This window comes from Microbacterium daqui, from assembly GCF_050408675.1.
Lineage (GTDB): Bacteria > Actinomycetota > Actinomycetes > Actinomycetales > Microbacteriaceae > Microbacterium.
In genome coordinates, this window is record NZ_JBNTKF010000004.1 from 99,091 (window position 1) to 121,991 (window position 22,901).

General features: G+C 64.2%; 24 protein-coding genes and 1 pseudogene. 8 read left to right on the forward strand and 17 right to left on the reverse strand.

The genetic code is table 11. The annotated features are described in order from the left end of the window. Positions 1-5 precede the first annotated feature (5 nt). Positions 6-446 carry a hypothetical protein gene (locus tag ACQUSY_RS03975; protein ID WP_428903216.1) on the reverse strand — a complete coding sequence of 147 codons (441 nt, stop codon included), beginning with the start codon at positions 444-446 and terminating at the stop codon, positions 6-8. A gap of 105 nt (positions 447-551) precedes the next feature. On the opposite strand from ACQUSY_RS03975, the gene ACQUSY_RS03980 reads away from it, so the two are divergent. Then, the gene (locus ACQUSY_RS03980; protein WP_428903217.1) at positions 552-1,223 is read left to right on the forward strand and encodes a hypothetical protein; all 672 of its coding nucleotides are present in this window, start codon (positions 552-554) and stop codon (positions 1,221-1,223) included. Between the two features lie 2 nt (positions 1,224-1,225). Here ACQUSY_RS03980 and ACQUSY_RS03985 read toward each other — a convergent pair whose 3' ends face one another. The 9 genes from ACQUSY_RS03985 to ACQUSY_RS04025 all read right to left on the reverse strand — a co-directional run bounded on the left by ACQUSY_RS03985 (position 1,226) and on the right by ACQUSY_RS04025 (position 12,177). Then, positions 1,226-2,026 (reverse strand): uroporphyrinogen-III synthase, encoded by an 801-nt coding sequence (locus ACQUSY_RS03985; RefSeq protein WP_428903218.1) that lies wholly within the window; start codon positions 2,024-2,026, stop codon positions 1,226-1,228. A 278-nt stretch (positions 2,027-2,304) separates the two neighbouring features. After that, positions 2,305-2,565, reverse strand: coding sequence for a hypothetical protein (locus tag ACQUSY_RS03990; protein ID WP_428903219.1), 261 nt, complete (start codon positions 2,563-2,565; stop codon positions 2,305-2,307). After that, on the reverse strand, positions 2,555-2,965 hold the full coding sequence (locus tag ACQUSY_RS03995) for a phage holin family protein (protein WP_428903220.1): 411 nt from the start codon (positions 2,963-2,965) through the stop codon (positions 2,555-2,557). Before ACQUSY_RS03995 ends, ACQUSY_RS03990 begins: the two co-directional genes overlap by 11 nt. A gap of 2 nt (positions 2,966-2,967) precedes the next feature. Then, a complete protein-coding gene (locus tag ACQUSY_RS04000; protein WP_428903221.1) occupies positions 2,968-3,381 on the reverse strand; it encodes a hypothetical protein in 414 nt (137 codons plus the stop codon). Positions 3,382-3,457: 76 nt separating this feature from the next. Continuing rightward, positions 3,458-4,837 (reverse strand): protoporphyrinogen/coproporphyrinogen oxidase, encoded by a 1,380-nt coding sequence (locus ACQUSY_RS04005; protein WP_428903222.1) that lies wholly within the window; start codon positions 4,835-4,837, stop codon positions 3,458-3,460. A gap of 38 nt (positions 4,838-4,875) precedes the next feature. After that, positions 4,876-5,814 (reverse strand): ABC transporter ATP-binding protein, encoded by a 939-nt coding sequence (locus ACQUSY_RS04010; RefSeq protein ID WP_428903223.1) that lies wholly within the window; start codon positions 5,812-5,814, stop codon positions 4,876-4,878. Continuing rightward, entirely contained in the window at positions 5,811-6,737 is a 927-nt protein-coding gene (locus tag ACQUSY_RS04015; RefSeq protein WP_428903224.1) for an ABC transporter ATP-binding protein, read from the reverse strand. Before ACQUSY_RS04015 ends, ACQUSY_RS04010 begins: the two co-directional genes overlap by 4 nt. Continuing rightward, positions 6,734-9,469: an ABC transporter permease gene (locus ACQUSY_RS04020; protein ID WP_428903225.1), complete on the reverse strand. Its 2,736-nt coding sequence runs from the start codon at positions 9,467-9,469 to the stop codon at positions 6,734-6,736. The genes ACQUSY_RS04015 and ACQUSY_RS04020 overlap by 4 nt, the downstream gene beginning before the upstream one ends. Next, entirely contained in the window at positions 9,466-12,177 is a 2,712-nt protein-coding gene (locus tag ACQUSY_RS04025) for an FtsX-like permease family protein (RefSeq protein WP_428903226.1), read from the reverse strand. Before ACQUSY_RS04025 ends, ACQUSY_RS04020 begins: the two co-directional genes overlap by 4 nt. Before the next feature lie 196 nt (positions 12,178-12,373). Here ACQUSY_RS04025 and ACQUSY_RS04030 point away from each other — a divergent pair. The 4 genes and pseudogenes from ACQUSY_RS04030 to ACQUSY_RS04045 form a co-directional block, all read left to right on the forward strand. Further along, positions 12,374-12,469, forward strand: a pseudogene (locus ACQUSY_RS04030) (HhH-GPD-type base excision DNA repair protein); the annotation flags it as partial. Positions 12,470-12,535: 66 nt separating this feature from the next. Next, complete coding sequence (locus ACQUSY_RS04035; RefSeq protein WP_141381621.1) at positions 12,536-12,784, forward strand: type II toxin-antitoxin system prevent-host-death family antitoxin; 249 nt, start codon at positions 12,536-12,538, stop codon at positions 12,782-12,784. Positions 12,785-12,793: 9 nt separating this feature from the next. Next, a complete protein-coding gene (locus ACQUSY_RS04040) occupies positions 12,794-13,051 on the forward strand; it encodes a type II toxin-antitoxin system RelE family toxin (protein ID WP_428903227.1) in 258 nt (85 codons plus the stop codon). Positions 13,052-13,286: 235 nt separating this feature from the next. Next, positions 13,287-13,628 carry a DUF1905 domain-containing protein gene (locus tag ACQUSY_RS04045; protein ID WP_428903228.1) on the forward strand — a complete coding sequence of 114 codons (342 nt, stop codon included), beginning with the start codon at positions 13,287-13,289 and terminating at the stop codon, positions 13,626-13,628. A 4-nt stretch (positions 13,629-13,632) separates the two neighbouring features. On the opposite strand, the gene ACQUSY_RS04050 is transcribed toward ACQUSY_RS04045, so the two are convergent. Further along, on the reverse strand, positions 13,633-14,124 hold the full coding sequence (locus ACQUSY_RS04050) for a GNAT family N-acetyltransferase (protein ID WP_428903299.1): 492 nt from the start codon (positions 14,122-14,124) through the stop codon (positions 13,633-13,635). A 55-nt stretch (positions 14,125-14,179) separates the two neighbouring features. Between ACQUSY_RS04050 and ACQUSY_RS04055 the strand changes: the two genes are divergently transcribed. Continuing rightward, positions 14,180-14,755, forward strand: coding sequence for an HhH-GPD-type base excision DNA repair protein (locus ACQUSY_RS04055; RefSeq protein WP_428903229.1), 576 nt, complete (start codon positions 14,180-14,182; stop codon positions 14,753-14,755). Then, positions 14,752-15,174 (forward strand): DUF1801 domain-containing protein, encoded by a 423-nt coding sequence (locus ACQUSY_RS04060; RefSeq protein WP_428903230.1) that lies wholly within the window; start codon positions 14,752-14,754, stop codon positions 15,172-15,174. The genes ACQUSY_RS04055 and ACQUSY_RS04060 overlap by 4 nt, the downstream gene beginning before the upstream one ends. 10 nt (positions 15,175-15,184) lie before the next feature. Here the strand turns inward: ACQUSY_RS04060 and ACQUSY_RS04065 are convergent, their stop codons facing one another. The 4 genes from ACQUSY_RS04065 to ACQUSY_RS04080 form a co-directional block, all read right to left on the reverse strand. Then, positions 15,185-15,712: a hypothetical protein gene (locus tag ACQUSY_RS04065; RefSeq protein WP_428903231.1), complete on the reverse strand. Its 528-nt coding sequence runs from the start codon at positions 15,710-15,712 to the stop codon at positions 15,185-15,187. Positions 15,713-15,743: 31 nt separating this feature from the next. Beyond that, positions 15,744-16,313, reverse strand: a complete 570-nt coding sequence (locus tag ACQUSY_RS04070; protein ID WP_428903232.1) for a cysteine hydrolase family protein — start codon at positions 16,311-16,313, stop codon at positions 15,744-15,746. After that, a complete protein-coding gene (locus ACQUSY_RS04075; RefSeq protein WP_428903300.1) occupies positions 16,310-17,782 on the reverse strand; it encodes a purine-cytosine permease family protein in 1,473 nt (490 codons plus the stop codon). The genes ACQUSY_RS04070 and ACQUSY_RS04075 overlap by 4 nt, the downstream gene beginning before the upstream one ends. A gap of 183 nt (positions 17,783-17,965) precedes the next feature. Then, complete coding sequence (locus tag ACQUSY_RS04080) at positions 17,966-19,255, reverse strand: M18 family aminopeptidase (RefSeq protein WP_428903233.1); 1,290 nt, start codon at positions 19,253-19,255, stop codon at positions 17,966-17,968. Positions 19,256-19,349: 94 nt separating this feature from the next. Between ACQUSY_RS04080 and ACQUSY_RS04085 the strand changes: the two genes are divergently transcribed. Then, positions 19,350-20,627 carry a BaiN/RdsA family NAD(P)/FAD-dependent oxidoreductase gene (locus tag ACQUSY_RS04085; protein WP_428903234.1) on the forward strand — a complete coding sequence of 426 codons (1,278 nt, stop codon included), beginning with the start codon at positions 19,350-19,352 and terminating at the stop codon, positions 20,625-20,627. Between the two features lie 439 nt (positions 20,628-21,066). On the opposite strand, the gene ACQUSY_RS04090 is transcribed toward ACQUSY_RS04085, so the two are convergent. After that, on the reverse strand, positions 21,067-22,293 hold the full coding sequence (locus ACQUSY_RS04090) for a Dyp-type peroxidase (RefSeq protein ID WP_428903235.1): 1,227 nt from the start codon (positions 22,291-22,293) through the stop codon (positions 21,067-21,069). Then, a complete protein-coding gene (locus tag ACQUSY_RS04095; protein WP_428903236.1) occupies positions 22,293-22,883 on the reverse strand; it encodes a copper chaperone PCu(A)C in 591 nt (196 codons plus the stop codon). Before ACQUSY_RS04095 ends, ACQUSY_RS04090 begins: the two co-directional genes overlap by 1 nt. Positions 22,884-22,901: the final 18 nt, after the last annotated feature.

Below are 22,901 nucleotides of genomic sequence, written 5' to 3' on the forward strand. Positions count from 1 at the left end.
TCTCGCTAGGCCGTGGCAGGCTTGGCGGCGTGCTGCGGTTTAACCGTCGGAATCGGTGACGTCAGCGTCACGACATCGTTCAACTCGACCTCGCCATCAAGGCGTAGCGCCTTGACCAGCGCGAGTCCGTGCTGGGTCGACAGCACGAGCCGCTGAAACGGCGCATCGTGCGTCAGGTCGATGACGACGCCAGGCTTCTCACGCCCCCGCACGATAACGAAATCTGCCCCGGCAACCGAACGCCAGGTTCCGGCGGCCACAACGCCCGGCACAAACGTGCCCGGGCTGCGCACGCCACGCAACCACGTCCACAGGTCGTCGGTCAGCTGCACCTTGGTGATATCGCTGCGGCGCACCCGCACGTTCTGCTTCTGCAGGCTCACCAGACGCTCCGAGGCTGATAACCCAACCTCAAGGTTCGCAGAATCCAGCAACAGCGTGACCATGGCAACCAGTCTGCCACGCACCGTGGCTCACAAAGTTCACAGCTCGGCAACAATGCTCCGGTGGATTGCCCCTTTCTCACCAGCAAAAATGACAGACTGTGAGGCATGACCGCTTCGTGGACCATCGTTGTGCCGTCCGTGCGCCTCGCCGAAAACTCGTCGCGCCTCGGCACTGAAGCCCGCCGTCTGACCCGTGCGATCGCGCTCGACACTGTCGCAGCAATCGCCGCCGCACGGCTTGTTGAGCAGATCATCGTCATTAACGATGAACCCGACGCCACCGACGCATTCACCGCGCTCAGCCCGAACGTTACCGTCGTACCCGCCGAAAAAGACACGGAGACCCTCGACATTCCCGCGGTCGTGCACAGCGTCACGGGCGTCGCTGACGGCCCGGTCGTCGTCGTGCGCCCCATCCTGCCCGCTCTCGACTCGGTAGCCGTGTCGTCGATGCTCGATGGTGCCGAAAGCGTGGATTTCGGAGTGCTCGAAGACTTTCATGGCCGCAGCGGAACCACGGCCCTCATCGCGAAGCACGCGACGAGGCTGGGAGCATTTCCGACGACGTTGAAGATCGAGAGGCCCGCTGGCGCGCAGCTGTTGGGCTTGAGCGCCACGCTCCATAAGTCAGCAACGTCGGCGCGCGACATCGCGCACCTACGGAGCGAACCCTCACTCGGGGCGCGCACACGTGTTGCCGCCGCGGCTCTCCTTCTCGAACTTCCGACGAAGGAGTCGGGTCGGCGCTACGGCATCGACCCGCCGCCGCAGAACTAGGTTTACGGCTGCAGTTCGTCTGCCGCGTGCGGCAGCGGGAAGCGCGAAACGGCTTCGATGAGCGCGTCAACAGTCTGACGGTCGGCGATCACGTCAACATCGAGGCCAACCTTGCGGGCGTCTTTCGCGGTGCGCGGGCCGATCGCGGCGACGATCGTCGTCGACGGAATGTCGGTGAACTGTTCGTGCACCTGAACGGCGACGGAACCACTGGTCACCAGAATCGCGTTGATGCGGCCGCTGACGACGTCGCGCATGATGCGCTCGGTAACCGGTACGCCGACGGTGCGGTACGCGACGACGCTCGAGACATCGTGTCCGGCGGCCTGCAGAGCCTTGCTCAGCACGGGCTTGGCGATCTCACTGCGCAGCGACAGCACGCGACGCGGTGCGGCCTGCTCGAGAGCAATCATCTCTTCAGCCATACCAGCAGCCGAGTTGTCTTTCGCCGGCACGAGGTCAACCTTGAACCCGGCTGCGGTGAGGGCTGCCGCGGTGGTTTCACCGACGGCCGCGACCTTGGTCTTCGCGGGAATTACGGCGCGCTGTGCGTAAAGCACGTCGACCGTGGTTGCGCTCGTGACGGTCAGCCAGTCGAACTCGCCGTTGCCGAGACGCTCCAGTGCGTCGTTGAGGGCATCGGGGTCGGTGGTTGCAGCGAAGTTAATGAGGGGTGCCACGACGGGCACAGCGCCCTGTTCACGAAGCGATGCGGCAACGCCGTCGCCCCAGGGGCCACCACGAGGAACGAGAACACGCCAACCGCCCAGTGGCTTGTGGTTCTCTTCAGTCAGCAAATTCATGGCAACTCTCAGGCATCGGTGGATTTTGCAGACGCGTAATCCAAGGAAAAGCGGTCGTCCTCAGGGATTTTTCCGGACTAAACAGCTGGCAGTATCCGCTCCATTGCCACTGCCTGTTCCATCGAATATACCCCTGATTCCTGATTCTCGAACTCGGGAGCGCAATGCGAGACGTTTCGAGGCGCTACAGTTAGCGCCCGCCGGCGCGTTCGCGCGTCGAATTAGCCACCACTGACGGCCGGTATTTCACGCGATCAGTGGGCGGGATGAAAAGTCTCTCACCGAGACAAAGAGCGGGCGATGCCCCAAACCACGAGGCCCGTTGCGACGGCAACGCCAACGACAGCCGCGATCACAACGCCGGGCTTGCTTGCGGCGTAGGTCTTCACCTTGGTCGTGGCCTTACCGACCTGCTTGGGTACGTTGACCTTTTCTTCGATGGCGCTCAGCGCCGCCTTCAGCTCGGCGCGAGCCGCTTCGACCGGGTCGGTAATTCCGTACGGAACCGCGGTGCGGGGAATGTTCGCGTCAGAGCTCATCTGCAATCTCCTTCACCATGCGCGCATCCGTCTTCACGGCCGTCACAGGGTCTTCAATGGCGGTCAGGCGCTTCATGCGCAGGATGCCGAGCACCGCGAATACCGCGACGAGCACCAGCATGAGGGCAAATACGACAAGGGTGGAGACCCACCAGGGCCACCAGCTCGATAGGCCCACGATGACGAACGCGGCGAACGCGGGAACCGTCCAGAACAGGAAGAACAGCGCGATGATGAACCACACCGCGCCGATGCCGGCGTCTTTCGAGACCTTCGCGACCCACTTCTTCGCCGAGTTCAGCTCGGCAAGGACGAGGTTCTTGACAAGCTCCGGAACCTCGCCAACGAGGGTCAGGAGGCCGTCTTTCGAGCGGTCGCGGTAGCCAGAGGTGTTCGACACAATTAAGCCTTCTTGCCGCGCGGGCTCTTCTTTGACGCGGACTTCGATTCGGTGACCTTCTCGACAAGGTCTTCGGCAGCGTCGCTGATCGCTTCGGCCGAGGTCTCAGCGGCACGCGATACTGCGGGGCCCGCCTTCTTGGTTTCCGAGATCGCCGCGTCGAGCTTGTCGCCCGGCGACTTCTGCGCGGAAGCGGCCTTCGTCACCTTGACGGCAGTGTCCCAAATGGCGCCAGGGAGCGCGAGCGCAGAAGACTTCGCGAAACCTTTCACTTTGTCGACCTGCTTCTGCACGGGGGCGGTGCTCCACACCGAAGACGCAAACTTCGCGATCTGGTTGTAACGTTCGCGCCCAGCGCGTGCGCCGAGCACGTATCCGGCGGTAAGCCCGACGATGATTCCGATCTTGCCCTTCATTTGTCCCCCTTGGGTGGCGAAATTTGCAGGTACGCGATTCAGCGTAGCGCTATATGCCATTTCTGGCATCCATGTCTCACACAGAAAAGAGTGCCCTGCGGCGAATCGCTTCGGCCGTTGCCATCGCATCGGTGATGACGTCTCGCACGGTGTCGCCCGCGACCCACGCGCCCACGACGTCAAGGTGCGGCATCGTCGCAGCCTGCGTGCGAATCGCAGCAACGCGGTCGGCATGCGTGCGTGCGGCACGCGACTGCGCGCGCACGAAACGCTCGACGTGCGAATCGATCACCGTCACCGTCGCGCCGTAGGCCTCACCAACGGCTCCGGCCGCAATCTGCACGGCTTCGTCGTCGTCGGCGCCGCGCTCGGCCAGCGTGACGCGAACGATTTCGTGCCCCGTGGCACGCTCGATTGACGGCCACTGCGCCGTGACGTGGTCAATACGCTGCACATCGCTTGCGGCGTCGCTCGCGTACACCCCGGCACCGCGCGTAGCGGTGATACCGGAGACCGCAAGCGTCACAACGGTCTGCTCGGTCGAACCATCAGCCGCCAGCGACGGGATGAGCGGAACCAGCAGGCTGTGGGCCGTGCGGCCGTCGGTTGCGAGCACCAGGTGTTGCACGGTCGTCTCGACCGGCTCGTCAGCGTCGGTCTCAGCGTTATGCACGGTCGTCGTGATCGTCCAGTTGTCGACCGCGCGCTCAACACTCGTGGCCGGCGTGTGCTCGTGCACGGTGCCGCCGAGCTCTTCGATACGTGTGCGTAGCGCCTCGGCCAGCACGCCCAGGCCACCAGCAAGGCTCAGGGAGGGAGGTGTCACATCCAGCAGGCCGACCCCGCCAGAAAGACTGCCTGCTCGCGTCAGCGCGCTGTTGAGTTCGGGCAACGCGGCGTCGATCAGCACGTCGGCCGGGTCGAGGCCGAGCTCGGCACGGGTGCGGGGCGCGACCAGCTTGTCGCGCACCTTCGCCCCCACGCGCTGGCTCACGAGCTCGCCGAGGCTCTCGGCGTTGCCAATCGTGAGCACGGGCTTCAGCCGGTCAAGGTAGGCACGCCATGCGGCACCCCACCCGATGACGCTCGTGACGTCAGAAACGAAGGGGCTCGCGGGAATACCCAGTGCGGGCGACTCCGGAAGCACAACCGGCGTGCGCTGTAGCAACCACCGTTCGTGGGTAGCCGAGGCGACCAGCTTGTCGGTGAGACCAAACGCACTCAAGACCTCGTCGACGGCTTCACTGCGCTCAATGTTGTCTGCCGCGACATCAACCCGCGCACCATCCACCGAAACGAGCCGGGTCATGCCGCCGATGTCGCCGGCGTCCCACAGCGTCACCGACATCCCGACCTTTACGCACTCCCACGCCACGATCAGACCGCCGAAACCGCCACCGACTATCCCCACGGAGTGTGAACGGGCGGCTGAGGCAAGATCCGGGGTTTCAGGCATGTCTCCATGATCCCATCCGCTTGCCGCGAGTCTGAGAATTAGCCGCCCTGCGGTGTCTCCCCGCGTGGGTCTATGGCACTGCCATCGTCAGAGAACCGGATGATCGGAATCTCACCCGTCATCGCCCGCTGAATCTTGAGCGCCTTGCGAGTGAGCGGCGGGGTGGGCGGAACCTCGGACTGCTCTTCGACATCGGGCTCGGCTGGTGACGACTCGCTTTGAGTCGGCTCCGCACCCTCCTCAGGAACCTCAGCCGATGGTTCCGTCTCATCCCCTGGTTCCGCTGTTGCGTCGTTCACTCTCACCGCGGTGATGCGGCCGTCGTGAATGTCGATGACGCGGTCGGCGCGAGCGACGAGCAGTGGGTCGTGGGTGGAGACGATGGCGGCGAGGCCCTGTTCGTGTGCGAGTACGGCAAGGAGGTCCATGATGCTCGCGGCGGTGCGGGAGTCGAGCTGGCCGGTGGGTTCGTCGGCGATGAGGATGTGCGGGCGACTCACGATGGCTCGGGCGATGCCGACGCGCTGTTGCTGGCCACCAGAGAGTTCACTTGGGCGCTGTTCGGCGTGCTTTTCGAGGCCAACGCGTTCGAGGGCTTCATCAACGCGCTCGGTGCGTTCAGCGGCGGGCACACCGGCGATACGGAGGGGGAGCTCAACGTTTTCGGCCGCCGACAGAATCGAGACGAGGCCGAACGACTGGAAGATGAAGCCCAGGTGATCGCGGCGGATCGTCGCCAGCGCGTCTTCGCCGAGAGCCGTGACCTCCTTGCCGTCGATCTCAATGGTTCCGCTCGTCGGCTTGTCGAGGGTGCCGAGCAGGTTCAGCAGTGTCGATTTGCCGGCACCCGATGGGCCGCGCACGACGACGAGTTCGCCCGCCGACACCTCGAGCGAGACGTCAACGCACGCATGCACGTCGCCAGCGGCCGACGAATACGTGCGGGTCAGGTTGCTGGCCCGAAGCAAGACAGTCATGAGGCCTCCTCATCGTCGGCCTGTTTCTGGCCGGGCCAGACACCAACGTGGTCGGGTTCGAGGGCGAGGCGCACGCGCTCGCGCAGGTCAAGCGACGAGACGAATTCGTCAGGCAGCTGCAGGCGGCCCACCTTGTCGAGCACCGCGTACTCTTCGGCGACGGCGTGCTCGGCACCGTGCTCGTCGACGCGCGTGGAGCGCAGCACTTCGGTGGCGGTGCGGCCATCGCGAATCTGCACGGTGCGGGCAACGTGCTCCGACACCGTCGGGTCGTGCGTCACGATGAGGGTGGTCACGCCGAGTTCGCCGTTGACGGAGCGCATTGCCTCGAGCACCTGCACGCTGGTGTCGTCGTCGAGCTCGCCCGTTGGCTCATCGGCGAGCACAACGCGCGGGGTGTGGGCGATCGAGCACGCGATCGCAACGCGCTGCTGCTCGCCGCCCGACAGCGCCGTGGGCTTGCGGTCGGCGAGGTGCGAAATTTCCAGCAGGTCGAACAGCTCGGCGACGCGGGCCGCCCGCTCTTTCGCCCCCTTCGGCTCCCCCACAATCGCGAGCACCGCGCCCACGTTCTCTGCCGCCGTCAAATACGGCAGCAGGTTCCGCGATGTCTGTTGCCACACGAAACCCACGTCTTCGCGGCGAAACGCGACGCGCTGCTTGCGGGTCATCGTGAGCAGATCGCGCCCCGCGACGCGGGCAACGCCGGCGGTCGGCGTGTCCAGGCTCGACAGAATCGACAGCAGCGTACTCTTGCCCGAGCCCGAAGCGCCGACAACGGCAACCAGCTCACCCTGCTCAATACGCAGGTTCAAGCCCTGCAGTGCCTGCACCTCAACGGCTTTGCCGTCGCGCCCCTTCACCGCGAAGATGCGCACCAGATCGGAGCACAAAATGTCGGGCTCAGTATTCACAGCGGTCATGATTCCTCCACGGTTCGGAGCACGCTCGACACCTTCACGCGGCGTGCGAAGAACAGCGACAACAGGGTAAACAGGGCGGCGACCGCGAGGAAGCCTCCCAACGAGATGGTGAGCAACAGTGGGTCAACGCTGTAGGCCGGCGCGTTGTCTGCGCCCGAGAACGAGCGCAGATCCAGCACCTGGAAAAGCAGCAGCGGCAACGTTAGTCCGAAGGCAGTGCCTGCGGCCACGGCTGCGATGCAGAGCGGAACCAGTTCCCACGACACGATGCCACCGCCGGAGCGAGGTGGGGCGCCGAGCGTCTTCAGCAGAGCAAGTAGGCGGGCGCGTGCTGGCGCGTTGAGCACGAGGGTTAACACGATCGCGATCGCGCACAGCAGCGCGGTGAGGCCGATCGCGGTGAACAGCGTGCCGCGCAAACCGGCGGTGGTAGAGCCCGACGTTGTCTCTGCGAGAGCCGACTCCGGCGTGATCCACGAGACAAATGGTTCCACTTCACGCTTGACCGCTTCGACGACCGTCGCGGGGTCGACGCCGTCGTCAAGGTCAACGAGCAGGGTCGACACGGTACTGGCGGCGGGCACAATGTCGTCGAGGTACTCGTCGTCGACGAGAATCCAAATGTCCATCGCCGCGAAGCCAGTGGTGTCTTCGACGACGGCAATAACGTTCGCGGTGACCTTTTCTTGGGTGCCGCCGATCGTGAGGTCTCCCAGCGTGATGCCGAGGCGCTCCGACGCCGATTGCGAGACGATGACGGGCACGGAACCATCGGCACGGAGCGAGTTGCCGTCAGGGATGAGCGCATCGGCGTGCGGAGAAATACGCTCGAACGCTTCGGAGTCGAAGGCGTAGATCGGCACGCGCGTCGTGCGATTGTCGACCACGACGGCGACGTTCGGTACGTTGCGCACCGGGACGACTTCGTTCACACCGTCAAGGGCGGCGACGCGTTCGGCGGCATCGTCGGCAAAGCGCGGCACGCTCAGGGTGAGGTCGGCGCCGGCACGAATTTCGGCCATGCGCTGCGCGCTGGTGTCGATCGTGGAGAGCACAACGGTCGATGACACCGCGATGGAAACACCGACGAGCAGGGCGAGGAGCGCGGCAGCGCCCGCGGATGCTTCGCGCACCGCGCGGGCAGAACCGATGAAGTCAATGAATCCGTTGCCCGCGCGGAGGCGGGCGTGCACGGCGCGGAGCACGAGCGGATACAACCGCAGGGTGATGAGCGCGGCGGTGACGGTGAGTAGGAGGGGCGTGAGCGTGGCGAGCGGGTCAACCCCGGTTTCTGCAGTTCCTGCGCCGCGAGAGGTGAACGCAATCGTCGCCGCGACTGTGAGAATAACGACCGCCATTTCAACGAACACGCGAGCATGCGCAGGCTTCGCATCATCAACGCGCGCGGCACGCTCAGCACCCGGCGCCGATGCCGCGAGCGCCACCGCCGGAAACAGGGCAACGCCGACTAGCAGCGCGATCGTGAGTGCCGAGAACAGAGGCACGCTGGAGCGCGTAAAGATCGTGAGCACTAGGCTCGCGCCGATCGCGACGCCGATGATCGCGGCGGGAACAGCAGCGATGAGGCCCTCCCCTGCCATGAGGAGGCGGCGTTGGAGTGGGCTCGCACCGCGGGCATCCATCAGCGCGAAGGCGCTGCGGCGGTGCTGGCTGATCATGCGGGAGCCGAGCACGAGCACGGCCACACCCACGCCAATCGGCCCGGCGACGAAGATCAACGCGAGCGCGGTGAATGCATGGTTGGTGTCTGAGACTCGGTCAAGCACTCTGCCGAGCTGGGTTTGAAAGCGGGCGCCACCCGGATCCCATTCGCTGAGCGTGTGTGACTGAGCGATGAACGTTTCGATCTCTCCCTGCAACACCGGGACGGTGGACTCGGAGATCTGCGCCGAATCAATCGGGAACCAGTACGTCGTCGGTAACGGTGCCCACTGTCGCGCCTGCATAACTGAGGCAGGGTTGGTGAAGAAGTACCCGGTGACCGACGGCTGGCCGTAGGGGTCGTAGTACGTGGTTGGTCCGGTGAGCGGCGCCAGCTGTGACCAATAGGAAGATCGCACGTCATCGGGCTGGTAGATACCCACGAGAGTGAACCGGGGCAGCGGGCTCTGCACGATCTCGCCGTTCTCGTCGATCGTCATCGTTTGGCCGAGCGGAATCTCACGAGTCTCGTTGAGCTGCCAATCGAACGCCTCAGCGGTCGCGCGCGGAGCAATGATTTCAAACTCCGTTGTCGCGCCTTTCGTTGGCACAGTCTCAGGCAAACGGCCTTCGACGAGCTCGAAGTGCGTGTCATAGAACGGGTCCATTGCGATGAAGACACGGCCGTCCATCGACTCGTCTATATTGCCGGCGATGGCCACGTAGTTCGGGTCTTCCATAGCTGCGCGCAAATGCGTTGGCGCGTCAGCGCGAATTGCTTGCAGACGGTCTTCGACGCCCGCCCATGCCGATCGGAATTCGGCGGGTAAACGCTCTCCCGTACCCGCCGAGGGCGGACCGACGTCGCGTGTCTTCACGACAAGGTCACGGTTTGTCACCGAGATCTCATCAAGATGCTCGCTGAGGGTGTCTTCCCGAATCGAGGACAGCACATGCGGAAGCACCGTAATCGCGATCGTGAGGAGCATCACGATCAGCGCAACGACGAGGGTGGCTCCTGGTGCATGCCGCCAGTGAGTGCCGACAAGGCGGCTGCGTGACAGGCTCATTCGGCAGCCTCCGCCGTGCGTGTTGAGATGGCGTGTTTCCGCACCATTGCTGACATGACCAACGCCGCGACGATAAACGCAATCGCAATGGCACCGGCCACGATGCCCACGATGAGTGGGTTGATCGCGAGCGTCGGCTGGTGCGAACCAGGCACTGCCGCGCTGACCAATACCGGAACAATCAGGGCGCTCATCGCCCAGCCCGCGAGCGCACCGAGCACCATCGATGTCGGCACCACCGTGGCCGCTTCAACAACCCGCAAGCGAGCCTGCGCTCGCGGCGCGACACCGACAGCGCGCAGAATCAACACTTCGTCGGCGCGAGTGGCGGTAAGGGAAGCCATCATCGCGATGAGGGCGATGGCCGCGAGCAGCGCGGCACCAACAGGGGCGATCCACCACGTGGTGATCAGGCCACCTGTGACGATGGCGGCAACATCAGTCGGCACCGTGACGTCGGCACCGAGCACGGTTGACGTTTCGGTCGGGTCAGCACCCGATAGCCAAATCTCGTTCGGGGCTGCGGGGCTTGCCGGAAGGTCAGCGAAAGCTCCCACAGGCACGGCCGCCCGCACCGCGGCATCGAGCGAAACCAGAACGGCTCGGGCCGAATCTGCTCCCGGGATAGCGTCGACGATGTCGGCCACTTCCGTCGAGAACCGTCGCCCGGTTCCGGCCACCCGCAGCTCCACCGGGTCGCCTACGCTCAGACTCAGATCTTTCGCGAACGCCGCCGACACAACGGCCGGAATCACCGGGCTCGTGGCGCGTGCGCTCCAGAACACTCCATACGGTTGGCTGGTGTTCGCGTTGGCGGAACCACCCAGCACCAGGCTGGGAACCGCCGGTTCAACGGCGAGCGGAACCATATCGCCGCCGGTTGAGGTCGCAAGTCGCGGTTGCGAGACCGTGACGATGGTGCCGTCAAAGCGGCCACCGTCGGTCGCCGTCATGCCGACGCTGAGGATGCTCGTCGTATTCACGGGCAGCAGCGTGGTTCCGGTCAATGTCACCGACAATTGGTCGCCGTAGAACCCGCGGTTGGGGTCGGGGTGACGCGACTTCTCTTCGATTTCGTCGAAGGTGAGCGTGACAAGGGTCGCGACACCGTTGGCGTCGGCAACCCACAGTTGTGCCGTCGCAGTCACGACCGGAAACTCCAGACCTTCGGCGTCAACCGTGAACCGAACTTCGGTGGATCCTTCAGGAACAGGCAGTGCGGTGGTCTCAGTTGTGAAGTTCTTCGCTAGTGCTGTGGGATCGACGAGGTCTGGAATGGGGATGATCACGTCAGCGAGCTGGTCTTGCGACAGGGCGATCAGCTCGGCGCTGGTGTCGCCGACGACGACATCGGCGGTGTACGCGGCGGCGGCTTTGCCAAGGCCTGCGGCCCTTTGCATGTCGGCAGGGGTGACGAACCCGAGGTCGGCTCGCACGTCAGCGCCGGCGCCGAGGTCGGCCGCGGATTCGGAAGCACGCTCCCATGTTGAGACATAGCTGGCCGCGAAGACAGAACCAGAGACCGTGATCACGACGAGCGCGACGGCCGTGGCGTAAGCAGGCAGGCGACGGGCGACGTTGCGTGCTGGGAGGCTTGGCGAAAGCGTCGGGCGACGGGCGGCGATACCGGCGATGACCCGGGCAAGTGGTGCCGCGAGTAGCACAGCAATGAGGGCAGCTGCGATGAGAGTGAGGATCGGAGCGAGCGACGACAACGTAACTCGCCACGCACTGTCGACGGGTGTATTGCGCGTGGCGAAGAGCTGCCACACCGCGAGCGCCGCGGCGAACACGATGAGGGCGAGCGCGCCGACCGACGCAACCTGTGTGAATCGTGCTGCTCGCGCAGAAACCTGCGCTTCGCTTTCAGCGGCGCGGGCCACGCTGACGGCGGCGGTCAGTCCTAAAACGACGATGGTGCCGATCGTGAGCGGGAGACCACTCGGGAGGGCGCCGAATGCTTCGCCACCGGCACGGAACCACGTCACAGCGACAGCGCCGGCAAAGCCGATGAGGCTGGCCACGACGGTGATGAGCGTGACTTCGCCGGCCGTCAGAGCGACCTTTTGCCCTCGAGACAAGCCGCGCGCGGTGAGGAGTGCCGTTTCGCGAGCGCGGGCTCGGCCCCACGCGCGGCTGAGTTCCATCACGGCAAACCAGCCGAGCACCGCGATGATGGCGAGCGGAATCGGCGAGATCGCGGCACTCGCGACGGCGCCCGTACCCGCGGCAGAGATCGTGGTGGCGAGACCGCCGCTGATCGTCAGGCCACCGACAGCGGCGGTTGAGCTGCGGAACCGGTCTTCGATTTTGTCGATGCCGGAGGCAATGCGCGCGGCCGATGCGGGCGTCAGCTTGTCAGTGTCGGGCGTGACGACGTACTGCACGAGCCCGTCGTCGCCCTCGACCGCGGTGCGCTCGATGTGAACGCTCGAGCCGAGCGTGCCAACAATGACAGATTCGGCTTCTTCGTCTTGCGCTGCGGGGTCTTTACCCACCCGGGTCTCGAGCACCAGCACGGCTGCATCACTGGTTCCGATCGCCGTCACCAGCGCACGGTGCGTATCAACGGTGATCCACGCGCCGAGGGTCGCGACCAAGAACACGACGAAGGCGATGAGGAGTCCGACGCCCGCCGCGAGCGCGCCGTGCGCGAATGTGCGGGCGCGCGTCAACCCGCTCAGTCGGATCAGACGCGTCGTACTCATGAACCCATTCGTCGTCGAGTGGTATATCAGACGAGCGCATCGTGTGCCCCCGCAGTCCCTTTACCCTAGTGCGCCCGCGCACCCCCGATCAGCAACCACGTGGTTCCGCGACGCCGTCGACGTCCGATCACGCGTCGGTAGATCCTCAAACTGCCTATGCGGTCCGCGAATGCGCACACCCCGTCACACTGGAACCATGGCTCTGCACATCAAGGATGACCCCGCGGCTGACACCCTGCTCACCGACAACCCGCTCGCTCTGCTGATCGGCATGCTGCTTGACCAGCAGGTGCGCTGACCACGTAGTGCGCACACCCGAGGGCTTGTGAGCATCTTGTACAAGTTGTACCATTAGTGAATGACATCGATCACCCTCTCCGAGTTCCGCGCACGCCAGAGCGACTACATCGCCGCAGCGCAACGTGAGCCCGTCGAAATCACGTCCCGAGGCGTAGGGCGTCGAGCGGTCGTCGTATCAGCGGACTTCTTCGACCGGGCGCTGGAAGCGCTGGAGGATCAGGCGGATATCCGTGCCGCCGCAGCCGCCCGCAATGAAAGCGATCCCCGTGTAGCTCACGCGGATGTGATGGCCGAGTTCGGCCTCTGATCACCGCTCGTGCGGTATGAGATCAGGTATGCGCAATCAGCATTGAAGTCGCTGCGCAAGCTCGACCGTGGGATCGCACGACGCATCCTCTCCGCCATCGACGCACTCGCGCTTGACCCCAGACCTCACGGCTGCAAGCAGCTCACGGGCGGCAGCGGCGAGATGCGCATCCGCGTCGGCGACTACCGCGTCATCTACGCCGTCAACGATGGCGAGGTGGTGATCCTCGTGTTGGCGATCGGTCACCGCCGCGAGGTCTACCGCTGAGCCTCCACCACGAATGGACATCTGACCGATGCAAGAACACACGCTCTCGGGCGGGAACGCCCCTGACCGCGTCCTGCACGTCGGAGAAACAGTGCGCAAGCCGTGGACCGCCGCCACACCCAGTGTGACGGCGTTCGTCCGGGCGGTCCTTGCGGCTGGTGTGGATGTTCCCCAGCCTCTCGGGAAAGACGAGGATGGGCGCTCAGTTCAAGAGTTCGTTCACGGGACGAGAGCCATGGATCTGGCGCCCATGGCTCTCGGCGATCCGACGCGGGTCGGGTCGATTGTGCGCGCCATCCACGATGCAAGCGCGGAGCGCATGAGTTTTCACGCCGCCATCGGAGTCGACATCAAGGGCGAGGTGTGGAGTTGCGTCGAGATTCCTGAGTCGGCGGAGTTCTTCGGAACCGGTAAGTCGGTCAGAGTAGACGCCGTCGTCGATGACGTGCGGCTCGAGAACGTCGGCGCGATGGTGACCGGAACGGGCGGACACATGATCTCGCTCAGCGCCAAGGTTCGCAAAGCCCTGGGCAAAGACATCGGCGACACCGTCGACGTCGCGATCACGCGTCGGTAGGTCCTCAAACCGGATCGGTCTTGAGACGAGCCGCCGTGACAACGTCGATGCGTTTGCCTTCGACGAGAAACTTCTCCCGCTCGAGACCTTCTTGAACAAACCCCGCCGCGCGCGCGACAGCCGCGGATCCGGGGTTGTTCGCGCGGTATCCGAGTTCCAGCCGGTACAGCCCACCCTCGCTGAGCTCCCGATCGGCAAGCGCTCGTACCAGCTGTGAAGTGACGCCGCGTCCTCGGGCATCAGGATGCGCCCAGTAGAACACCCAGCCATTTTCATTGGCCAGGTCAACCGTTACGGCGGCGAAAGCGAGGAGCCGATCGGCATCGTCGACGGCCACGAGCGTGCGTGTATCGGCGTTGTCGATCATCCGACTCACATAGGCACGAGCGGTGTCGAGGTCGTTGACCGTACCCTGACGGCTCATCTCGGCGGCGTCGGCCGTGAACGCGTCGAGAACCCGGGCAGCGTCGCTCGCTCGAAGCTCTCGAAAAGTCATCACATTGCCCAGCCTATGCGGTCCGCGAATGCGCACACCCTGTCACACTGGAACCATGGCTCTGCACATCACGGATGACCCCGCGGCTGACACCCTGCTCACCGACAACCCGCTCGCGTTGCTGATTGGCATGCTGCTTGACCAGCAGATTGCGATGGAGCAGGCGTTCAGCGGACCGCTCAAGATTGAGCAGCGCATCGGAGCGCTGACGGCTGAGCACATTGCGTCGTACGACCCCGAGGCGTTCACCGCCGCATTCAGTGAGACGCCTGCGGTGCACCGTTTTCCGGGTTCGATGGCGACGCGCGTGCAGACGCTGTGTTCGGTGCTCGTCTCGGACTGGGATGGCGACGCGGCGGCCCTCTGGACCCGCGGCAACCCCACCGGCCCCGAAGTGCTCAAACGTCTCAAGGCGCTCCCCGGCTTCGGCGACCAGAAGGCCAAGATCTTCCTCGCCCTGCTGGGCAAGCAGTACGGCTTCACCGGCGAAGGCTGGCGCGAAGCCGCCGGCGCTTACGGCGATGAGGGCTCGTACCGCAGCGTCGCTGACATCGTCAGCCCCGAATCGCTCACCCTCGTGCGCGAGCACAAGCGCGCCATGAAAGCCGCGGCAAAAGAGGCGAAGTCGTGAACCCTACCGGTGGTTCCGTCGACGAATTTATCGCGACGGTTCCGTCAGCCATTCGCCAGCGCGATGCCCTCACGTTGCTCGACATGATGCGCGAAATTTCGGGCCGTGAACCCCAGATGTGGGGCACGATCATCGGCTTCGGTTCGTGCCACTACGAGTACCCGACGGGCGGCTCTGGCGACATGCCGCTCATCGCGTTCTCGCCCCGCGCCGCGTCAATGAGCGTCTACCTGATGGATACGGCCGACCACGTCGCCGAGCTCGCGCAGGTCGGCCCACACACCATCGGCAAGTCGTGCCTGTACCTCAAGAATCTCGACAAGAACAACCTCGAAGTACTGCGCACCATCATCACCGAGTCGTTCAATCGGGTTGTCTCCGAAGAGACGAATTACGGAACCATTCGCGTCGACCCGTAAGTGCTTCCGCTTAGAAGAAGGTCGAAATCGCCTGCAGCCCGACGGCTCCGGCGGCGATGCTGCCGGCCGTCCACGGCACCCACTTTGGAAACGGGCGGTACGTCGTTGTGTCGCGGGCGACGATCTCGGTCGTCGTGAGTTTGCCGAGGCGCACGCGACCATCCCACCAAATCTCGGCCTTGTTCAGGCTCTGGCCGATCGCGGCTTCAACGACACCACGCGCACCGGGTTTGGTGACGGAACCACGGGCCACGACGGTCGCGAAGTTTGCACGCACGGCGGTGACGTCGGTCAGCACGTTCTTGGCGATGTCGTTCGCGTGAGCTTCGTGTGCGAGACGGTCACGCTTGTTCATCGTGGCGTCGTGCGAAGCCTCGACGAGCGTGAACGCCTTCGCCAGCAACTCTGAAAGCCGCTCGTGGTAGTGCATGAGGCTCGTGGCATACACATCGCCGTGCTCCGCGTGAGCGAAATCGGCGTCGGCGCGCAGGTCATCGAGCGCGGCGTCGGCCGCGGTCAGCGCTGCGTTCATGTGCATGCGCCCAGTCTACGAACTGACGGGCAGAAACTTAGTGAGAAGAGGCCGCGAGAATCTCTGCGGTCGTCGCGAGGGTAATCTGCGGCGGATACAGCCCCATGACGTGCACGGCGGCCGCGTGGTTCTCAGCCGTCGACCCCGCACACGCATCGGTTGCAACGGTGACCCACGCGCCCGCATCAGCGGCGGGCAGCACGGTCGAGAGCACGCAACAGTCGGTCGAAACACCCGTCACGACAAGCTTCGGCGCGGGTCCGGTGATGTCGGTGAGCGCTTCGCTCCACTTGCCGAACGTCGGCAAGTGGACGGTGGGCAAGACGCTGAGGCCAGCGGCTTGCGGAACCAGCTCGAAGAGATGGTCGTCGGCGGGCTGGTCGGCGAATGGCCAGGCGGCGAAGTACTCACCCCACGATGTGTCGCGATCAGCCGTTGGCAACCAGCGCGTCACGATGACGCGCTCACCAAACACCTCAGCGAGGGCGCGGATGTTCTCGAACGCGTCGTCGAAGAACGGCGATGCCCAGTCAGAATCTGGGGCCGCAAAAATGACCTGCGGGTCGATCACGACGAGCCAAGCGTCGTGATCAACCTGCAGCGTCATGACTGCTCCTGTCGGCGGATCGTTCCGCGACGGAAGATCAACGTCACGACGAATCCGATGACAAGCGCGAACAGCACACCGAGGTTAGCCCACGCCCATTCGCCGTCCTTGCCACCAACGAGACCCAGCAGGTAGCCCTGCCAGTTGTTCCACGGAGCCTCCTCCGCGTACCCGTTGATCACAAAGCCCCAACCAACAATGGTCGCGCCGATCAGGGTTCCGACCGAGATCCAATCCCACGCACCGTAGATGCCCTTCTTGTCGAACAGCGCATCCTCGTCGTACACCGCGCGGCGGCTGAAGATGTCGGCGATCAGAATGCCCGCCCATGCGGCAAGTGGAACGCCGAGGGTGATCAGGAACGACTGGAACGGCGCAAGGAAGCTTTCCGCGAAGAACACAACATAGATGGTTCCGGCCGTCAGGATGAGGCCGTCGATCGCCGCGGCCTTCGGGCGAGCGATCTTGATGCCGAGGCTCAGTAGCGTGAGGCCCGACGAGTAGATGCCGAGCACGGCCCCCGACACGAGCGCGAGAATGGCGGTCAGCAAGAACGGGATGAGTGCCCAAATCGGCAGGATCGTGGCGAGCGCGCCGACCGGGTCGGCGGCGATCGCCTCACTGAGGTCTGGGTCGGACGCGGCAAGCAGCAGACCGAAGGTCACCAGGATGACGTTGGCGACGGAACCACCAATGGTGTTCCAGAACACAATGCTGGAGTCTTTTGCGTCGCGGCGCTGGTAGCGCGACCAGTCGGCGGCAATGTTGATCCAGCCGAGGCCGAAACCAGTCATCACCATGACGAGCGCACCGATAACGGCGGTCATACTGCCGGCGGGCACGGCCATGACCGCGGCGAAATCGATGTGGCCGACGGTGAGGAAAATGTAGATCACGGTGACGATACCGGTCACCCACGTGAGCACCGCCTGCAGCTTCATGATGGTGTGGTAGCCCAGCACCGAAGCGGTCACGATGAGTGCGGCCACGATGACGGTCGCGAGAATCTTGATAAATGTGTCATTCGACTCATTTGCGACGCCAAGTTGGGTGAGCACGGTGGAGGTCGCGAGCACCGCGAGAATCGCGAGGAACGTCTCCCAACCAATCGACACGATCCAGCTCATGATGCCGGGAACCTTCTGGCCCGCAACACCGAACGCCGCACGCGACAGCACCATGGTCGGGGCCGACCCGCGCTTGCCGGCGATCGCAATGAACCCGCACAGCACGAACGAAATGACAATGCCGACGATCGAGACGATCGTGGCCTGCCAGAACGAGATGCCAAACCCGAGCACGAACGCACCCCACGACATGCCGAACACCGAAACGTTGGCCGCGAACCACGGCCAGAACAGGTCGGAGGGCTTTGCTGTGCGCTCCGACTCGGGGATGATCTCAATACCGTTGCGTTCGATCAGGGTCGACCCGGTGAGAATGCCGTCACTGCTCTGACTAGACACGATGCCTCCATCGGCTTCAATGCGGAATAGTTCTGAGGCTCATCATGGCACTGCACTCACAAGCGTGAAACATCCCGCGCGGCTTATTTCTCAAATATATAAAAATGTGATCTTGGTTCCGGAGCATGCAAAACGGGGCGCACACTCCCCCGTCAGGAGAGCACACGCCCCGTTTACCTGGTCTTTTTAGTCGGTGAAGAACGCTCCCGCGACCTTCGACAGGTCGTAGAGGTCACTCACGCCGGCGAGCTCGCGCGCCGAGTGCATCGACAAAATCGGAATACCGACGTCGACGGTGCGCAAGCCCAGGCGAGTCGCGGTGATCGGGCCGATCGTCGAGCCGCACGGCACCGAGTTGTTCGACACGAACTCCTGCTGCGTCACCTCAACCTTTTCGCACCAGTTGATCCACGCGGCAGCGCCCACGGCGTCGGTTGCGTAGCGCTGGTTGGCGTTGATCTTGAGGATCGGGCCGGAACCAAGCAGCGGCTTCACGACCGGATCGTGCTTGCCTGCGTAGTTCGGGTGCACCGAGTGGCCGACGTCGCTCGACAGGCACCACGACGACACGAAGGCCTGGCGACGCTGTGCGTCATCGGCACCGAGCGAAGCGTAAATGCGCACGAGAACGTCTTCGAGAATCGGACCGGCCGCACCGGAGCGCGAAGCGGAACCAATTTCTTCGTGGTCGAAAGCGGCAAGAACAGCGATGTGATCACCGTCGAAGCCGCCGCGCGCAGCGTTGCCGAGAGCAACGACACCGGCGTGCACCGAAGCGAGGTCGTCGAGGCGACCGCTGGCGAAGAACGCGTTGTCTTTGCCGAAGACCTGGCCGCGGGCGCTGTCGGCGACGACGGCGTCGAAGCCGCGAATGTCGGCCGGGTCGACGCCTGCGGCGTCAGCGAGTTCAGCGAGCAGGTCGGCGTCAGCCGGGTTGCCGAGGCCCCACACAGGCTGGGTTTCGACCTGCTTTTCGAGGGCGAGGTGGTCGTTCGCTTCACGGTTTAAGTGGATCGCGAGTTGCGGCAGGCGCAGTAGCAGGCCGGTGGCGGCGAGAAGGACAGAGCCGTCTTTCATTGCGAGGCGACCAGCGAGACGCAATTCGCGGTCAAGCCACGAGGCCAGCAGCGGGCCACCGTAAATCTCAACGCCAGCCTGCAGCCAGCCGTGCGCACCGGTGGTGGGCTTCGGCTTGAGCTTGAAGCCGGGCGAATCGGTGTGTGCGCCGAACACGCGGGTGGCTGTCGCGGGGGTGGCGTTGGCGGGAACGGCCCACGCAATCGCCGCGCCATCGCGAACGATGACAAAGCGGCCGCCCCGCTGGTCAGGCCAGGCGTCTTCTTCAGTCAGGCGGGTGAAGCCATCGGCTTCGAGTCGGCGGGCTACCTCTTCGGCAGCGTGGTAGCTCGACGGCGATGCCGCAACAAAGTCGGCAAGGTCTTCGGCATGGGAAATCGCTTCAGCGGTGACAGACAATTAAACCTCCGGTCGTCCCTCCCCATCGTAGTCCGCGGCCTCACCCATCCCTTCCGAATCACGCTCTTCGCCAACTTCACGGCACCATAGAGTTATGAACTTCCCCGCGGCCGACTCACCCACTGACCACTACGACGTCCTCGTTGTCGGTGGCGGGCCCGCCGGAATGATGGCGGCGGCCACAGCAGCAGACGCGGGCAAGAAGGTGTTACTGCTGGAAAAGAACCGTTCGTTGGGCAAGAAGCTCAACATCAGTGGCGGCGGTCGGTGCAACATCACCAATGCCGAGTACAACACGCACGCTCTCCTGGGCCACTACGGCAAGGCGGCGAAGTTTCTGCACAGTCCGTTTTCGCAGTTTGCCGTGGGCGACACGTTCGAGTTCTTCGAAGGCCGAGAGTTGCCCCTGCACGTTGAGGCGCGCAACCGAGCGTTTCCGGTGAGCCAAAACGCCAGTGATGTCACGGCTGTTCTGTCTCAGGCACTCAAGCGCGGTCAGGTTGAGGTCGTCTTCGACTGCGGAGTGACGTCACTCAACCGCAAGGGCGACCGGATCGCGTCCGTCAGCACGAAGCGCGGCGAGTTTCGAGCTGACTCGTACATTCTGGCCACAGGTGGGCTGTCGCGGCCCGAAACTGGCTCGACGGGCGCCGGCTTCGGGTGGCTGAAGTCGCTGGGCCACACGGTGCGGCAGCCGAGCCCCGGCATCGTGCCGTTGGCCACGAAAGAGAAATGGGTGGCGAAACTCGGCGGTAAGACTGTCGAGGGTCGCGTCACCTTCTTGCTCGATGGCAAGCGTCAGTTCAAGACGCAAGGGCGGATCTTGTTCACCCACTTTGGCCTCTCCGGCCCGACCATCCTGAACAGCGCAGCCCAGGTGGGCGAACTGCTGGAAGCAGGCACGGTGACGGCCGAGATCGACCTCTTCCCGCACCTCGACGAAGGCGCATGCGATCGAGAGCTCACGGCGTTGCTGGAGCTCCACAAGAACAAGGCCCTGAAGACCGTGCTCAAGGAGTGGCTGCCCAACGGCGTCTGGCACGTGCCGAACACGCTGTTGCCCGACCTCGATATGGAATTGAAAGTCCACAGCCTGCGCAAGGACGACCGAAAGAAGCTCGTCAAACTCGTGAAGGGCATTCGGTTAACGATCACCAACCTGATGGGGTTTGACCGCGCAGTGGTGGCCGATGGCGGTGTCGATCTCCGCGAGATCGACACGAAAACCATGCGGTCAAACCTGATCGAGAACCTGTATGTCGTCGGCGATCTGCTCGACATAAACCGCCCTTCCGGCGGCTACTCCTTGCAGATCTGCTGGACGACGGGTTATGTAGCCGGCCAAGCCGTCGCCGCTACCTCCGGTCGTTAGGCACAGACGCGCAGTGCGCGAGACAAAAAGCACCCCAGGCGTGCACCCACCCGGTTCGAAACGGACCCCATGGCTACGCACCCATGGTTCCGCACTCCCCGGTTGCGCACCCATGGTTCCGCACCGCATCGCACGGGAACGCGCGTTCCACGGCGTCATGCACGAGCGGCACATGGTTACGCACGGCGAGATGGCCAATAGTGGCCGAAACGCCGGGAAATAGCCTCTTTTGCGCGGGCTGCTCGTGCGTAACGCTGTTGGGTCGTGCGCAACGCACTGAGTACGAATCAAACCGGCTAAGCGGAACCGTGGGTGGCGCGAGTACAGATCCGAGAGAGCGCGCAGCGCCCGAGACGAAACGCACCGCAGGCACGCAGGCCGGGACAGCACGTTTCGTCTCGCTCCGCTCGCCCCGCGATCGACGAACGAGGGGCGTTCGTCAGCCGAGCAGCGTCTCGCCGATGTAGCCGCCGGGCTGGCAGCCCGGCGGAATCGCGAATACCGATGACCCGATCGGTACGGTCCACTCGTTGAGCATGTCGAGCTCATCGAGCCGGCGCTGAATCGGCACGTACTGGGTGTCGACGTCGGCCTGGAACGCGGCGAAGATGAGCCCCGAATTGGAGATCTCCTCCCCCCCCGGCGGCACGTCGTAGTTGTATGCGCGGCGGAACATGCGCTCGGTCGGGTTGTCCGTGCGCGAGCGCCGCATGTGCGAGTACTCCGGAATCACCGGAAAACCGATCGCGTTCTTCGCCTCGAAGTCGGGCTCATCGTGCTCGTTCACGCCAGTCAACGGCGCTCCGTTGCTCAGCTTTCGGCCGACCGACTGATCGCGGCCGACGCGATCGACGCGATCCCACCCGTCCAGATCCATGCGAATCCGACGGATCACCATCGTGGTTCCGCCGGCCAGCCAACCGTCGGTGCGCCACACCACGGTGTCGAAGTCGGCAGTGCCGGGGCGCGGATTCGACGTGCCGTCGACCTGCCCGAACAGATTGCGCATCGTGGTGCCGGGAGCCTCGGTGCCGTACGCGCGACGGAACCCGTGTTGCGTCCACCGCACCGTTGCAAAGCTGCGCGTGTCTTTCAGCAGCATACGCGCGGCATGGGCGACCGTGGTCGGGTCATCACCGGCGATTTGTATGAGCAGGTCACCCTCACTGAACTCGGGTTGCAGTCGGTCGATGCCGAAGGCGGGGAGTTGAGAGATGCCGGAACCACCGGCTCGGGTGACAAATCCGGGCCCGAATCCGAAGGTGACGGTAAGACGTGCCGGAGTGGCCGCCATTTCGGGTTCGGAGTCGGCCAAGGCGGGCTCACCCGCGGTGAGACGCGCGGCGTCATCGGTGAGGATGCGCATCAGGCGGCGCAAGCCGTCGCGATCGACCTCGGGTTTGAGGTCGAGGCCGATGAACGTACCGTGCGCTTGCGCGTCGGTTGCGATACCGGCCTGATGGTTCCCGTGAAACGCCACGGTCTCACCGCCGTGGATGGCGGGTTCGGTCGTGGGCTCAGGGCTTGCTGCGGGCGTAGTCGAGGAGTTCAGCGCGTAGTCGATGCCGATGGCTGCGGCCGCCGCGACGCCGGCGACAGCGCCTCCGAGGAGGAACTGTCGCCGGGTCGATCCAGGTTTACGCGCGCCCAGATCGGTTGTTGTCATTAGTGATCCATGCCCTCGTGGTCGGCACCCTCGTGATCCATGCCCTCGTGGCCGAGGTCGTCGTACGTCTCGTTCGCTCCGGTGTAGTCCTTCACGGGAGCGTCGAACTCGAGCGTTGAATCATCGGAGAACGTGACGGTGAACGTGACGACGTTGCCCGCGACGAGGGGCGACTCAATGTCCATCAGCATGATGTGGTTCGCACCGGGCTCGAGCAACAGGGTGTCGCCAGCCGCAATGTCGAAGCCGCCCTCGACCTGGCGCATTTTCATTTCGCCGGTTTCGGTTTCAACCGTTTCGTGCAGCTCAACCAGGTGCGAGATTTCGGTCGCTACCGACACCACGGTGACGTCGCTGGTTCCGGTGTTTTCCAGCTCGCCAAACGCACCGGTCATGCCGGATTCGACCGCCTTGATCCAGGCGTCGTGAACCACGACGGCGTCACCGGCAACGGATGCCGCGGCCGTCGTGCTCGGCTCCATGCCGGGCTCATTGGCGACGACGGTGCAGCCGGTGAGGGCGAGCGCACCGACGGCGACAATCGCGCCGAGACGTGCGAAACGGGTGGTGGTGATGTTCTTGATGGTCATAGCAAAGGCCTTTCGTTG

Excerpts from the sequence above, each read along its gene's own strand:
- ACQUSY_RS04020 (WP_428903225.1), bottom strand. The coding sequence starts at position 9,469 with ATGAGCCTGTCACGCAGCCGCCTTGTCGGCACTCACTGGCGGCATGCA.
- ACQUSY_RS04005 (WP_428903222.1), bottom strand. The coding sequence starts at position 4,837 with ATGCCTGAAACCCCGGATCTTGCCTCAGCCGCCCGTTCACACTCCGTG.
- ACQUSY_RS04070 (WP_428903232.1), bottom strand. The coding sequence starts at position 16,313 with ATGACGCTGCAGGTTGATCACGACGCTTGGCTCGTCGTGATCGACCCG.
- ACQUSY_RS04090 (WP_428903235.1), bottom strand. The coding sequence starts at position 22,293 with ATGACAACAACCGATCTGGGCGCGCGTAAACCTGGATCGACCCGGCGA.
- ACQUSY_RS04065 (WP_428903231.1), bottom strand. The coding sequence starts at position 15,712 with ATGCACATGAACGCAGCGCTGACCGCGGCCGACGCCGCGCTCGATGAC.
- ACQUSY_RS03980 (WP_428903217.1), top strand. The coding sequence starts at position 552 with ATGACCGCTTCGTGGACCATCGTTGTGCCGTCCGTGCGCCTCGCCGAA.
- ACQUSY_RS04010 (WP_428903223.1), bottom strand. The coding sequence starts at position 5,814 with ATGACTGTCTTGCTTCGGGCCAGCAACCTGACCCGCACGTATTCGTCG.
- ACQUSY_RS04000 (WP_428903221.1), bottom strand. The coding sequence starts at position 3,381 with ATGAAGGGCAAGATCGGAATCATCGTCGGGCTTACCGCCGGATACGTG.
- ACQUSY_RS04015 (WP_428903224.1), bottom strand. The coding sequence starts at position 6,737 with ATGACCGCTGTGAATACTGAGCCCGACATTTTGTGCTCCGATCTGGTG.
- ACQUSY_RS04055 (WP_428903229.1), top strand. The coding sequence starts at position 14,180 with ATGGCTCTGCACATCACGGATGACCCCGCGGCTGACACCCTGCTCACC.
- ACQUSY_RS03990 (WP_428903219.1), bottom strand. The coding sequence starts at position 2,565 with ATGAGCTCTGACGCGAACATTCCCCGCACCGCGGTTCCGTACGGAATT.
- ACQUSY_RS03985 (WP_428903218.1), bottom strand. The coding sequence starts at position 2,026 with ATGAATTTGCTGACTGAAGAGAACCACAAGCCACTGGGCGGTTGGCGT.
- ACQUSY_RS04045 (WP_428903228.1), top strand. The coding sequence starts at position 13,287 with ATGGATCTGGCGCCCATGGCTCTCGGCGATCCGACGCGGGTCGGGTCG.
- ACQUSY_RS04085 (WP_428903234.1), top strand. The coding sequence starts at position 19,350 with ATGAACTTCCCCGCGGCCGACTCACCCACTGACCACTACGACGTCCTC.
- ACQUSY_RS04050 (WP_428903299.1), bottom strand. The coding sequence starts at position 14,124 with ATGACTTTTCGAGAGCTTCGAGCGAGCGACGCTGCCCGGGTTCTCGAC.
- ACQUSY_RS04035 (WP_141381621.1), top strand. The coding sequence starts at position 12,536 with ATGACATCGATCACCCTCTCCGAGTTCCGCGCACGCCAGAGCGACTAC.
- ACQUSY_RS04095 (WP_428903236.1), bottom strand. The coding sequence starts at position 22,883 with ATGACCATCAAGAACATCACCACCACCCGTTTCGCACGTCTCGGCGCG.
- ACQUSY_RS04025 (WP_428903226.1), bottom strand. The coding sequence starts at position 12,177 with ATGAGTACGACGCGTCTGATCCGACTGAGCGGGTTGACGCGCGCCCGC.
- ACQUSY_RS03975 (WP_428903216.1), bottom strand. The coding sequence starts at position 446 with ATGGTCACGCTGTTGCTGGATTCTGCGAACCTTGAGGTTGGGTTATCA.